The organism is Limnothrix sp. FACHB-881 (assembly GCF_014698135.1).
Taxonomy (GTDB): domain Bacteria; phylum Cyanobacteriota; class Cyanobacteriia; order CACIAM-69d; family CACIAM-69d; genus CACIAM-69d.
Map to the genome: position 1 here is coordinate 36,249 of NZ_JACJSN010000019.1, position 12,534 is coordinate 48,782.

The 12,534-nt window shown below is 58.7% G+C and carries 10 protein-coding genes; 5 read left to right on the forward strand and 5 right to left on the reverse strand.

The window, feature by feature from the left end; genetic code table 11:
* Positions 1–10: 10 nt before the first annotated feature.
* Entirely contained in the window at positions 11–547 is a 537-nt protein-coding gene (locus H6G52_RS15515) for a DUF4112 domain-containing protein (RefSeq protein ID WP_099532587.1), read from the reverse strand.
* Positions 548–700: 153 nt separating this feature from the next.
* Here H6G52_RS15515 and H6G52_RS15520 point away from each other — a divergent pair, with 153 nt between their 5' ends.
* Both H6G52_RS15520 and H6G52_RS15525 read left to right on the forward strand, forming a co-directional pair.
* Positions 701–1,771 (forward strand): glycosyltransferase, encoded by a 1,071-nt coding sequence (locus H6G52_RS15520; RefSeq protein WP_190529498.1) that lies wholly within the window; start codon positions 701–703, stop codon positions 1,769–1,771.
* A gap of 462 nt (positions 1,772–2,233) precedes the next feature.
* Positions 2,234–5,041 (forward strand): bifunctional acetate--CoA ligase family protein/GNAT family N-acetyltransferase, encoded by a 2,808-nt coding sequence (locus H6G52_RS15525; RefSeq protein ID WP_190529500.1) that lies wholly within the window; start codon positions 2,234–2,236, stop codon positions 5,039–5,041.
* 163 nt (positions 5,042–5,204) lie between these two features.
* On the opposite strand, the gene H6G52_RS15530 is transcribed toward H6G52_RS15525, so the two are convergent.
* From H6G52_RS15530 to gloB, 3 genes are all read right to left on the reverse strand, one after another.
* Positions 5,205–5,912 carry a rhomboid family intramembrane serine protease gene (locus tag H6G52_RS15530; protein WP_190529502.1) on the reverse strand — a complete coding sequence of 236 codons (708 nt, stop codon included), beginning with the start codon at positions 5,910–5,912 and terminating at the stop codon, positions 5,205–5,207.
* 59 nt (positions 5,913–5,971) lie between these two features.
* Positions 5,972–6,775, reverse strand: coding sequence for a response regulator transcription factor (locus H6G52_RS15535; RefSeq protein ID WP_099532591.1), 804 nt, complete (start codon positions 6,773–6,775; stop codon positions 5,972–5,974).
* 365 nt (positions 6,776–7,140) lie between these two features.
* Positions 7,141–7,923, reverse strand: coding sequence for a hydroxyacylglutathione hydrolase (gloB, locus tag H6G52_RS15540; RefSeq protein WP_190355811.1), 783 nt, complete (start codon positions 7,921–7,923; stop codon positions 7,141–7,143).
* Positions 7,924–8,029: 106 nt separating this feature from the next.
* Between gloB and H6G52_RS15545 the strand changes: the two genes are divergently transcribed.
* The 3 genes from H6G52_RS15545 (at position 8,030) to H6G52_RS15555 (ending at position 12,021) form a co-directional block, all read left to right on the forward strand.
* Entirely contained in the window at positions 8,030–8,230 is a 201-nt protein-coding gene (locus H6G52_RS15545) for a hypothetical protein (protein ID WP_099532592.1), read from the forward strand.
* Between the two features lie 117 nt (positions 8,231–8,347).
* Positions 8,348–9,556: a glycosyltransferase family 4 protein gene (locus H6G52_RS15550; protein WP_190355810.1), complete on the forward strand. Its 1,209-nt coding sequence runs from the start codon at positions 8,348–8,350 to the stop codon at positions 9,554–9,556.
* Between the two features lie 221 nt (positions 9,557–9,777).
* Positions 9,778–12,021: an ABC transporter ATP-binding protein gene (locus H6G52_RS15555; RefSeq protein ID WP_099532593.1), complete on the forward strand. Its 2,244-nt coding sequence runs from the start codon at positions 9,778–9,780 to the stop codon at positions 12,019–12,021.
* A 96-nt stretch (positions 12,022–12,117) separates the two neighbouring features.
* On the opposite strand, the gene H6G52_RS15560 is transcribed toward H6G52_RS15555, so the two are convergent.
* Positions 12,118–12,519 carry a response regulator gene (locus tag H6G52_RS15560; protein WP_099532594.1) on the reverse strand — a complete coding sequence of 134 codons (402 nt, stop codon included), beginning with the start codon at positions 12,517–12,519 and terminating at the stop codon, positions 12,118–12,120.
* Between the last annotated feature and the right edge of the window lie 15 nt (positions 12,520–12,534).

Genomic DNA, 12,534 nt, shown 5'->3' on the forward strand with positions numbered 1-12,534 from the left:
TTCCCGAAACCTATGCACCAACGAGAGTCCGCCAAGCCAGTTGCAGCAACCACAGGCTGAGGCTGGCCGTGGCGATCGTCAGCAGCAGCAGGCCCCCAATCAACAGCAACACAAACCGTTTGGACACGCGCCCCGGCCCCCGATCGGGTGCGTGCAAATGGGCTTCCAGCAACTGCAAATTTTGGGCATTGGCCTTCCAGGCCACATCCACCAAGTCCCCGAGGGCCGGAACCGCGCCGGCCAGGGTTTCCAAGGCAATATTCACAGTCATGCGGGTGAGCAGGGCGGGCGGTGTGCCCAGGCGGGCCGACTCCCAAACCAGATAAACCGACAGCAAAAAACTCACCAGGTCTCCCCCGATCGGGAGCAGGCCAATCACGGGATCGAGGCCCACCCGGTAGCGCACAATCGGCAGTTCGATCGCGTTGTCCATCAGGGTGGCGATCGCCCGAACCCGTTTCAAGCGTTGCCAATCTTGGCTAGAAAACTGCGGTGTGACCCCGGAGGTGGCGATCGGGGTGGAAGCGGCGGACGATCGGCGGTTCATGGGTGGCAGGGCAGTGGGGCCCCTCGCAGCATTGCCAAAATTGTAGGCGGCGATCGCGAAAGTTCCGTTTTCGATTGCTGTTTTTGAGGCGGCCTGTCGTTTAACCCAATATCCGAAGCAGCAATGCCCAACGCCACAAGATCGGATTCAGCAATGCCCAACCCAGCGATCTCAGTGATCATTCCGGCCTACAACGCAGCGGCTACCCTTTCCCAGACGATCGCCTCTGTGTTGGCCCAAACCGACCCAGATTTTGAAATTGTGGTGGTGGATGACGGGTCGATCGACCAGACCTGGGATTGCTTACAAACCTGGGCGACGCGGGATGCTCGGGTGCGGCCATTCCGGTTTGCCAACGGCGGCCAGGCGATCGCCCGGAACCGAGGCTTAGCCCAAGCACGGGGCCAATGGATTGCCTTTCTCGATGCGGATGATTGGTGGACTCCGGACAAATTAGCGGCCCAGAAGGCGGCCTTGGCCGCCAATCCCCAAGCCGCCTTGGCCTATAGCTGGACGGATTACGTGGACGATCGGGCAGCGTTTTCCCACCGAGGCAGCTATGTCAGCCTGGAAGGGGCCGTGCTGCCCGCTTTGTTACAGCTCAATTTTTTAGAAAATGGCTCCAACCCGCTGATCCGCCGATCCGCCCTGGCGGCCGTGGGCTGGCCGAATCCCACCGATCCCCGCCCGATCGCCCCCTTTGATCCCACCCTGGTTCCCTCGGAGGATTGGGATTTGTGGCTGCGGTTGGCGGCCCGGTTTCCCTTGGTTTGCGTACCCCGGGTGCAGGTGCTCTATCGAATGGCAGCGGGATCTCAGTCGGCAAATGTGGCCCGCATTGCGCGATCGGGGCTGGCCTGTTTGCGGCAAACCATCGCCCAGCATCCCCACCTGGCCATTCATGGGCCGATCGCCTTTGGCAATTTTTATAAATATTTGCTCTATAAATATCTGGCCCCGCGCTTGGATGCCGTGACCCTGCGACTGAACCCACCCGATCGCCAAGGGCTGCTCGGTTGGCAATTGGGTTGGCATCTCTTAGGCCATGATCCGGCCTTTGGGCGATCGCCCGGAGCGGTGAAAGCTTTGTTGGGATTACTGTTGATTGGTCTGTGTCCCCCAAGGCTGCGGGCTAACCTGCTCGATCGGCTAGGATCCCGCGCCCGCTGGGTGAATCCCCAATCCCTACTGGGCTATATCCGCCGTCCTTCGGGGCCGAATTGATGGGCATCTTGGTAGGCATCTTGAGTGACACCAAACTTGTCAGATTTTTTTCAAATTTCGTTCAGATTTCTTGGAATTCTCCTTTCCTGATGTTCCCAATGTTATTGAGGAGGCAACATCAGGGCGCTGCATCAATAACGCGGAATTGAAAACGCTGAATCGAAAAAACTGTATGCGATTTAGGGAATTCCCCATCAAGTCGGGTCAAGATCGGATCAAGACTTCACGATCGACAGATTCCCTAACCTCCGAGCGGCAGCCAACCCCATGGCCTGCATTCCCGCAAATGCCGTCAATTGAGATTGCGGCGATGGTGTCAACCCCAAACGAACGCTAGGGCCGGGATGAATTGCGACCTTGGGGCTGCCTGAGCGGTGTTGCGTTGATCTGAACAATTGGGCCATGGGCCCGGCATTGCCCCTTTGTCTTCTTTACCTATTGCATTCACGTAGGTCGCTGGCTATGACAGTTGCTTCCATCGCCCTTGAAGTCTCTCCCGATCGCCATCCTTTGGATGCAATTTTTGTGCCTCGGAGTGTGGCGCTGATTGGCGCAACCGATCGTGAAGGGAGTGTGGGGCGCACGCTCTTGACCAATTTGTTGCAAAACCCCTTTGGGGGCACGGTGTTTCCCATTAATCCCAAGCGATCGAACGTGTTGGGAGTCAGGGCCTATCGCTCGATCGCGGAAGTGCCCGAAACCGTTGATTTGGCGGTGATTGCCACCCCAGCGGCCACCGTTCCGGACTTGATTCGCGATTGTGGCCAGGCAGGGGTACGCGGGGCGATCGTCCTGTCTGCGGGCTTCAAGGAAATTGGTCCCGCTGGCATTGAACTAGAAAAACGACTCCTGACCGAAGCCCGCCGCTACAACATGCGGGTGGTGGGCCCCAACTGCTTGGGGGTGATGAATCCGATTTCCGGTTTGAACGCCACCTTTGCCAGCGCCATGGCCCGGCCGGGAAATGTGGCATTCTTGAGCCAAAGCGGGGCCATGTGTACGGCGATTTTGGATTGGAGCTTCCGGGAACAGGTGGGCTTCAGTTCCTTTGTGTCGATCGGGTCAATGCTGGATGTGGGCTGGGGCGACCTGATTGAATACCTGGGCGATGATCCCCGCACCCACACGATCGCCATTTACATGGAATCGGTGGGGGATGCGCGGGCCTTCCTGTCGGCGGCGCGAGAAGTGGCGCTGCAAAAACCGATCATGGTGATCAAGGTGGGACGCACGGAAGCGGCGGCCCAGGCGGCCGCCTCCCACACGGGATCGCTATCGGGTAGTGACGCGGTGTTGGATGCGGCTTTCCGGAGATCGGGGGTATTGCGCGTCGAGACGATCGAAGACCTGTTCGACATGACCGAAGTGCTGGCCAAGCAACCCCGCCCCCGGGGGCGCAAGTTGATTGTGCTGACCAATGCGGGCGGCCCTGGGGTGTTGGCGGCCGATGAGGTGGTTTCCGGCGGGGGCGACTTGGCCGAGCTGTCACCGGAGACGATCGAGCGGTTAGACCAAGTGTTGCCGCCCAGTTGGAGCCGCCGCAACCCGATCGACATTTTGGGAGATGCCGACCCCGATCGCTATTCCCAGGCCTTGGAAATCGCCGCCGCCGATCCCAACGGAGACGGGCTGCTGACCATCCTCACCCCCCAGGCCATGACCGATCCCACCCAAATTGCTGAACGGCTGCGGCCCTATGCCCATTGCGGGAAGCCGATCTTGGCCAGTTGGATGGGCGGTTCGGCCGTGGCCGCTGGCGAGGCAATTTTGAACCAAGCGGGCATCTTTACCCTCCCCTACCCCGACGCGGCCACCCGGGTGTTCAACTACATGTGGCGCTACAGCTACAACCTGCGGGGACTGTATGAAACCCCCAATGCGGTCGCGGGTAGTTTTGCCGCCGAACCCGATCGAGCCGCCGTCACTCGGATCATTCAGCAAGCCCAAGCGGTGGGCCGCAATCTACTCACGGAATTTGAAGCCAAGCAAATCCTGGCCGCCTATGGAATTCCCGTGGTGGAAACCCGCATCGCCACCAAACTCGAAGAGGCCGTGGAAATTGCCAACGATATTGGCTATCCCGTGGCCCTCAAGCTCTATTCCGAAACCATCACCCACAAGAGCGATGTGGGCGGTGTGCGGCTGAATTTGCAAAATGCCAATGAGGTGCGCTGGGCTTACCTGGCGATCGTGGCCGGCGTGGCGATCGCCAACCGTCACAAGTCCCCACAAACCAGCAGCTACACCGAAGAAGGTGATGCAGATCCCCAACGGCGCGTCCTCACAGCGGACTTTTTGGGGGTCACCGTGCAACCCATGCTCAAGTTAGATGGCTATGAGCTAATTCTGGGCAGTAGTGTGGATCCACAATTTGGCCCCGTGTTGCTGTTTGGGTTGGGCGGTCAGTTGGTGGAGGTGTTCCGCGATCGCGCCTTGGGCCTGCCCCCGCTCAACACCACCCTGGCCCGGCGGATGATGGAACAAACCCGCATTTACAAAGCCCTGCAAGGGGTACGCGGCCGGGCCCCCGTGGACTTGGCCGCCCTGGAGCAACTCCTGGTGCGTTTCAGCCAACTGGTGGTGGAACAGCCCTGGATTAAGGAAATTGACATCAATCCCCTCCTCGCCCGCGAGGCTGGCCAGGCCGTGGCCACCGGAACCACCAGTTCGCTGATTGCCCTGGATGCGAGGGTGGTGTTGCACCCGCCCATGGATCCGGCAACGTTGCCCCGGCCGGCCATCCGTCCTTATCCGATTCAATACGCGACCCCCTGGACCCTGCGCGACGGCACAACGGTCAATATTCGCCCCATTCGCCCGGAGGATGAACCGCCTTTGGTGCGTTTCCACGAGAGTTTGTCGGAACAAACGGTTTATCTGCGCTATTTCCACGCCCTGAAACTGAGCCAGCGGATTAGCCACGAGCGCCTGTCGCGGATTTGCTTCATTGACTACGATCGGGAAATGGCCCTGGTGGCGGAGGGGCGAGATCCCAGTGAAGAACGGGAAATTTTGGGAGTCAGCCGCATTAGCAAGCTGCATGGCTCCAATGAAGCGGAGTTTGCGATGCTCATTCGCGATCGCTACCAAAATCAAGGGCTAGGCACGGAACTTTTGCAGCGGTTGGTTGCCATTGCCCGCGACGAAAAGATCGATCGACTACGGGGCGAAATTTTGCCCAACAACGCCCCTATGCGTCATCTGTGCGAAAAACTGGGTTTCCAAATCCAACGGGCCGCCGATATCACCTTGGCCGTGCTGGAACTCTAGGCTTGACTGAGAACTTAGCTCAAGTTCGGCTTGAAGTTCGGCTCGGATGGGCGATCGGGGCCTTCAAACCCAACCATGGGAACTGGGATAGTTTGCTCAGTTCCCATCAGCGAATCCCGTTAGCGAATCTCATCAACAAACATTCCCGGTGTGGAGTTTTTGCTTAATCATCGTCCTTGAATAGCCCCAACAATGGCCCCAGAACGGCCCCGGCCACGAAGCCGCCCGCATGGGCCCAATAGGCAATTCCACCCCCACTCAAGCCGATATTCATGGGCTGCTGGAGTGATCCCAGCCCATAAAGGGCCTGTTGCAAAAACCAAATACCCAAGTACCAAAAAGCCGCAATTCGTAAGGGGATGAGCACAAATCCTAGGGACACGAGGGTTAAAATGCTCGCCCGGGGATAGCGCAGGATATAGGCTCCCATGACTCCCGCGATCGCACCGCTAGCACCTAATGAAGGGACAGCAGATAGCGGCGCAAAGAACCACTGGCAAAGCCCTGCAATGGCTCCAGAAGCCATGTAAAACAATAGGTATTTCACGGATCCCAATCGATCTTCAACATTGTTGCCAAAGATCCACAGGAACAGCATGTTTCCGCCCAAGTGGGCCCAGCCCCCATGCAAAAACTGGGAGGTGAGCAAGGTTAGGGTTTCGGGCAAGTTGGTTCCAGGGATGGTGACTGAATAGCCGTTGAACTGTGCGGTCAGCTCTAAGGGCACGACGGCCCACACCTCAAACAACGCCCGTAATTGCAAGGGGTTGAGGCTGACTTCGTAGAGGAATACGAGCAGGTTGGCCCCAATTAGCCCGTAGGTCACATAGGCTGTGCGGCGGGTGGGATTGTCGTCGCCAATGGGAAACATGCGCGATGATCGGGCTGGCTCGATCCAATTGATTTGTCAGGATCCTAGCGCGATCGCCCCTAGCCCGAAGACACGGACAACATCGATCGGGACAAGGCCCCGCCACCGGAGCCAGCCGGCCCACCCCCCACCGGATTTGGCGGCGGGCCGTGGCCATTGGTAGGTTCCCGGTGCAGTTCCAAGCGCTCCAAATTGAGGCGATAGCCCACATTGCGGACTGTTTGGATGGTGCTGGGTTGGCGGGGATCGGCCTCCAGCTTTTTACGCAGGGATAGCACATGGGTATCGACCGTACGTGGATTGTCGATCGACTCAGGCCAAGCCCGCTGCAAAATTTCCGCCCGACTGAGGGGCACGCCGCCCGCCTGGGCCAGGGCATAGAGCAGGCTAAATTCCTGGGGAGTCAGCTCGATCGCCCGTTCAAACAGCCAAACCCGCCGCTGAATTAGATCAATCCGCAACACGCCACAGTCCAGCAGGGCCGGAGCCGATCGCGATCGACCCCGACGCACCAGCGCCTGCACCCGCGCCAAAAACTCCTGCATCCCAAAAGGCTTGCGCAGATAATCATCGGCCCCTGCCCGCAGGGCCGCCACCGCATCCGCCTCGCCCGATCGCGCCGAAATCATCAGCACCATCGGCTGCTGAACCCGTTGCAACCAGGCACAGAATTCCAAACCATCCCCATCGGGCAAATCGGGATCCAGCACAACCAACATCGGCCGTTGGGCCTGGGCCACGTCCCGTGCTTGCTGAAGCGTTGCTGACGGACAAACCACGTAGCCCAGTTGTTGTAAGTGCCACCCCAACAACGAGCGTAGGTGTGGATTCGTCTCAATAATCTGAATGCTAATAGGAGCCACAGGCTTGATTCAACTCGTTGTTGCCCAATGCGGCAGCAGATTCGAGAATTACCCTGTAGCCTAGCAAGGATTTTTTGGACTATTTGTAGCCGAAACTACGCAGATTTAAACTTCATCGTCAATCTGCCTTTTCCAGGAGCGTTGTTAGGAAATCGTTCAGCCCCCTTAGTGATCGAAATGATGGCTCAATTGCCCATCCCCAAACCACTTGCGCCATTGATAGCAATGATCGTTTGGGTTGATGCCTAGGTCAAATTGACTCAGGGGTTACCAATTTTCATGCCCCTTGGATGATCAAAGGAGCGGACTGGGTTTTCGATGGAGAAGGCCTTAGGAGGCGACCTCTTGCCGACATCTTGATCTCGCTACCAAAGATCTTTTTTGCCCCGCAGACGGGTAAAGGTACGAACGGGATCATCTGTGGCCATGGCCGCTTGGACGGCAGGACTATCCCAACGCAGAAAAGGGTTGGTTTGTTTTTCTTGGCCCAGGCTGAGGGGAACGGTGGGTTGCTGGCGCGATCGCGCGAGGCGAGTTTCCTGGAGGCGTTGTTGCAGCGCGGGGTTTTGGGGTTCGATGGTTTGGGCAAATTCCAGGTTGCCCAGGGTGTATTCATGGGCACACCAAATCCGGGTGCTGTCTGGCAGTTGGCGCAGTTGATCGATCGACTGGAGCATTTCGGCCGGTGTGCCCTCAAAGAGGCGACCGCAGCCAGCCCCAAAAATCACATCCCCGGAAAATAAATCGCCCCAACCATCACTGTCGGGGCCGTTGGCGGGAGCGAAGTAATAGGCCACATGGGCGCGGGTGTGGCCGGGCACAAAGAACACTTGAGCGGTGCGATCGGCAAAGGGAATTGTTTCGCCCCCTTCCAAAAACACCTGTTGCGCGGGAATTCGCCCCCGATCGCGCGCCCCCCCATAGACCACCAGCTCGGGAAAGGCCTGCAAGAGGGCCGGTGTGCCCCCCACATGATCACGGTGGTGATGGGTGTTAAAAATTGTGGTGAGGCGGCAATTGAGGGCTGCCAGCCGATCGAGCACCGGTTGTGCTTCCGCCGGATCCACCACGGCGGCCTCTTGACGAGCGCGATCGACTAACAAAAAGATATAGTTGTCCAACAGAGCCGGAATGCGTTCGACGTACATTGGGGTGCGAAATAGAATTAACAACAGACCCCCCACCGCGCGAAGAGCGCGCAAGCGGCGAAAATCGCGGCGGATCGGCCTTGCGACCTCTTCGACATCAGCGTCAATGGCGACGAAAGCGACAGAATTCGACCTTCAGCCAATTCTCGATCGCTTAGATGGAGTCGAGGCGATTCCCCGGCAAGATTACCTGAGCCTGGCCAACTGCCTTCTCAGTGATTTTAAGATGACTGACGATCAGCGGCGGCAAGTGTCCAGGCTCTTTGACCTGGTGAAGTTGGGGCGGGTGCGAATTGTGCATCCATAGGCTGGTCTGGCCATAAGTTTGGCCTGGCCGAGCGATCTAGACCGTCAGAACCCTTGAGCAGATTGGCAAGTTGGCTGATCTGCGGTGGTTCCTCGCCCTTTTGCTGCTGTGCCGCCGATGTCTGTTTTTTCCAAGTCTCAACCCTCGGCCCAACCGCGCCAAGTCACCATTCTGGTGAGCGATCTGTCCACCAAGGGGGTCGGCCGTTGGGGCGGTGCGGTGCGCACGTTTTTGTTGGCCCAAGCGCTCGATCGCCTGGGTTATCGAATCCAGATCGTGGGGTCGGTGTTTGGGGAGTTGGGAACGTTGCCCGCTCCGCCCCACTGGCAGGTGGTGACCGTGCCGGGTTGCCCCTATCCCGGCTACTTTCGCTCGATCGCCCGGCTTTGGCCCCAAATTACCGGCGACATTATCTATGCCCAAAAGCTGAAGCCCAGCAGTTACGGCTTGGGGCTGCTGAAGGCGATCGCCCATCGGCGGCCGGTGATTGTGGATATTGATGATTGGGAATTGAGCTGGCACGGGGGTGATCACTATCGCTATCGGCTGCGGCCGCGCAAATTTCTGCGCGACTTGTTGGGCAAAGATGGGGAACTGCGCCGGCCCGATCATCCCCTCTATCTCCAGGCGATCGAGTCTTGGGCCCACCACGCCACGGCAATTACGGTGAATACCTTGGCGTTGCAGCAACGGTTTGGTGGGGTTTTGATTCCCAGTGGCAAGGACACGGCCCTGTTTGATCCCGATCGATTCGATCCCGTTGCCGCTCGATCGCGCCAAGGCTGGCAAGACTACAAAATTTTGATGTTTCCAGGGGCCACCCGCCCCTACAAGGGCGTTGAAGACTTGCTGGAGGCCTTAGATCAGCTCAACGATCCACAAATTCGGCTGGTGATCGTGGGGGGCAGTCCCTACGATGACTATGACCAGCAACTACAGGCCCGCTGGGGCCGATGGCTAATCTATTTACCCAAACAACCCGCCTCGGAGATGCCAGGGGTGGTGGCGGCGGCCCATGCGGTGGTGGTTCCCCAGCGGGACACCCCGGAAACCCGCGCCCAATTTCCCCTGAAGCTGACGGATGGCATGGCCATGGGCAAGCCGGTCATTGCCACCCGCGTGGGTGATATTCCGCAATTGCTGGGAGATACGGGGCTGTTGGTGGAACCCAGCCAGCCTCCCCAACTGGCCCAAGCCATTCGCCAGGTGTTGGATGATCCGGAACAATCGGGGGCGATCGGGCGGCGGGCCCGACAGCGCTGCATTGAACACTACAGCCTGGAAGCGATGGCCACGGGTCTGCACCAAATTCTCGATCGATGCTAGGGCGGCGAGGCGGGGCTGCTGCGGGCCGGTGGCCAAGAAGCGGTGGCGGTCGCCCCCCATCGGGCCAATGCCCGGCCTAAAATTCAGATGCGCATTTCTCCAGATCCCCGGGGCGATCGCATCAGGATGTTGCATCAGGTTTTGCCTGATGGGTTCTTGGCTGGTTTTTGGCCACCGCTGCCTGTTTTGGGTAGACCCCGTTCCTCTTTTCTTGTGATCCAATGGCCCGACGCAAATTCCTTTGGCAACTGATTCGGCGCTATCCCCGACAAGCCGCTTGGACGATGATCATGGGCTTCTCGGGGGCCCTGTTCAACGGGGTAAGCACGGCGCTGATTGTGCCAGTGGTGCTGCGCTTTTTGGGCCAGGAGATGGTGCTGTCCGGCGGGCCGCCCATTTTGCGCAAACTTTTTTCGCCCTTTGAGGGACTGCCCTTGGCCTACCAACCGATCGCCATGGCCGTGGCGGTGGTGGGCACGATCGCCCTCAAAAACCTGGCCACCTACCTCAGCGCCTTGGCCGTCGGAATTTTGCAGCGATCGCTGGCGGCTGACCTGCGAATGAACGCCATTCAGTTGCTGCTGGATGTGAATCTCAGCTACTTTGCTCGCACCCGTGTGGGCGACATCAACAACCGCCTGGGGAATGAAATTGGGCGGGTTTCGGCCACGGTGGCCAATTTGCTGCAACTGGTGGCCACCGTGGTCTCGATCCTGGTGATGGTGGGGCTGTTGTTGCTGCTGTCTTGGCAACTGACGGTGGTGGCCACGGTGTTGTTTGCGGGGGTGGTGTGGATTAATCAGCTTTATGTCAACCAGTCCCGCCAACTGGGGAAGGATGTGTCCCAAACCTCCAAGGACTATTCCGTGGCCCTGCTGGAGATTTTGGGCGGGATGCGGTTGGTGCGATCGGCTGCCATGGAGGCGCGGGAGTTCGATCGAATGCTGCGGCTAACCAAGGCCCGGGAGGCCGCGGAGTTTAAATCCCAGGCCAACTCGATCGCGATCGCCCCGGTCACGGAAGTGGTGAGCGTGGTGATGCTAATGGCGATCGTGGGCATCAGTCGCTGGCTGTTTGCGGATCAGCTCAGTGCCCTGTCCACGGTGCTGCTAACCTATCTGACGCTGCTGTTTCGGCTGCTGCCCCTGGTGGCCCAGCTCAACCGGTTGCGGGGCCAGTTGGCCAACACGGCCGCCAGTGTGGATGTGGTGGAAGACTTTTTGCGATCGAGCAACAAGACCTTTTTGGCCAATGGTTCCACCCCCTTCACGGGACTGCACCAGGATATTCGGTTTGAAAATCTCAGCTTTGCCTACGAAGGCAGCAGCGAGCTGACACTCCAAGACATCACCCTCACCTTGCCCCGGGGCACAACCTTGGCCCTGGTGGGCAGCTCCGGAGCCGGGAAATCAACCCTCGTGGAGCTAGTGCCTCGGTTTGCCGATCCCACGGCAGGGCGGATCCTCATCGATGGTCAAGACTTACGCAGCTTTGACGTGCGATCGCTCCGGCGATCCTTGGGCATTGTCAGCCAGGAAACCTTTCTGTTTAACGACACCATCCGCAATAACATCGCCTACCCCATGCCCACGGCCACCGATGAGGAGGTGATTGCCGCCGCCAAATTGGCCAACGCTATGGAATTTATTGAGCGAATGCCGCGCGGCCTGGAAACCACCATTGGCGATCGGGGTGTGATGTTGTCGGGGGGGCAACGGCAGCGGCTGGCGATCGCCCGGGCCTTGCTGCAAAATCCCCCAGTTCTGATTTTGGATGAGGCCACCAGCGCCCTGGATACGGTGTCTGAGCGGTTGGTGCAGGAGGCGATCGAAACCCTCAGCCGCGATCGCACCGTGATCGCCATTGCCCACCGCCTCTCAACGGTGCAGCGGGCCCACCAAATCGCCGTCCTGGACAAGGGGCGCGTGGTGGAAGTGGGCAACCATGCGGAACTGCTGGCCAAGGGCGGAGCCTACGCCAAGCTCTACACCATGCAGTTTGGCAATGCCCGGGTGCAGCAACCGATGGCCACCGCCAGCGAAACCTTCAACCGCACCTCCTACGAAATTCGCACCCGGCTCAACATCACCGTCGGCTCCCTGCAATTGCTGGTGGATGACCTGGTGGACAGCAACGAGGAACGCCAAGAACTCCTGCGCGAATCCTATCGATCAGCCATTCGGATGTTGAGCACCATGGAGTTGTTTGAAGACGCGCTGCAAGTTCAGCGATCGTTCTACAGCGACTCGGGAGGTGGGGGCATGGATCGCTATGAAACCTTTGCCCAAATTTCCTATCAGGTGCGATCGCGCCTCAGCGAAATTATTGGGGCCCTGCGGCTCATTTTGGATGACTTGACCGATGATCCCGAAGAGGACGAACGGATTTTGAACGATACCTACGCCGCCGCCCTGGAAATTTTGAACATCCTCGAATCCCTAGAAGCCACGGGCAATCAAGCCTAGGGGCCGATCGGGCAATGGGCCACCCTCCCAACGGAAGATGGCCCAAACAGCAATTGGCGACCCGTGAACGATCTCTCCAGCCGTCGATCGCCCGCCCTAAGCGTCCGTGGGCAGCAGGCTGACGATTTTGTCCACAAAGGCTTGGTGATCGACCACGGGCTTGGAAATGTAGTCATCCGCGCCACTTTCGGACAGGAAATTTTCCCGATCGCCTTCCATGGCGTGGGCCGTCACCAAAATGATGGGCAGCTTGGCCGTGGCCGGATCCCCCTTCAACATTTGGGTGATTTTAATGCCATCAACCGATTTGCCCTCATAGGTGCTGTGGGCCAAGGAAACGTCCATCAAGATGATGTCCGCTTCGCCCGCCCGGGCAATCTTCACGACCTCTTCCACATCTTCTGTGTGCTGCACGGCCAGGCCGCCCCGCTTGGTCAAAATTTTGGAGAAGACGCGTGCATTAATTGGGTCGTCTTCAACGATCAAAACCGTTTTCATCGAGCAAGTTGCGCC

Excerpts from the sequence above, each read along its gene's own strand:
- H6G52_RS15515 (WP_099532587.1), bottom strand. The coding sequence starts at position 547 with ATGAACCGCCGATCGTCCGCCGCTTCCACCCCGATCGCCACCTCCGGG.
- H6G52_RS15520 (WP_190529498.1), top strand. The coding sequence starts at position 701 with ATGCCCAACCCAGCGATCTCAGTGATCATTCCGGCCTACAACGCAGCG.
- H6G52_RS15525 (WP_190529500.1), top strand. The coding sequence starts at position 2,234 with ATGACAGTTGCTTCCATCGCCCTTGAAGTCTCTCCCGATCGCCATCCT.
- H6G52_RS15530 (WP_190529502.1), bottom strand. The coding sequence starts at position 5,912 with ATGTTTCCCATTGGCGACGACAATCCCACCCGCCGCACAGCCTATGTG.
- gloB (WP_190355811.1), bottom strand. The coding sequence starts at position 7,923 with ATGTACGTCGAACGCATTCCGGCTCTGTTGGACAACTATATCTTTTTG.
- H6G52_RS15545 (WP_099532592.1), top strand. The coding sequence starts at position 8,030 with ATGGCGACGAAAGCGACAGAATTCGACCTTCAGCCAATTCTCGATCGC.
- H6G52_RS15550 (WP_190355810.1), top strand. The coding sequence starts at position 8,348 with ATGTCTGTTTTTTCCAAGTCTCAACCCTCGGCCCAACCGCGCCAAGTC.
- H6G52_RS15555 (WP_099532593.1), top strand. The coding sequence starts at position 9,778 with ATGGCCCGACGCAAATTCCTTTGGCAACTGATTCGGCGCTATCCCCGA.
- H6G52_RS15560 (WP_099532594.1), bottom strand. The coding sequence starts at position 12,519 with ATGAAAACGGTTTTGATCGTTGAAGACGACCCAATTAATGCACGCGTC.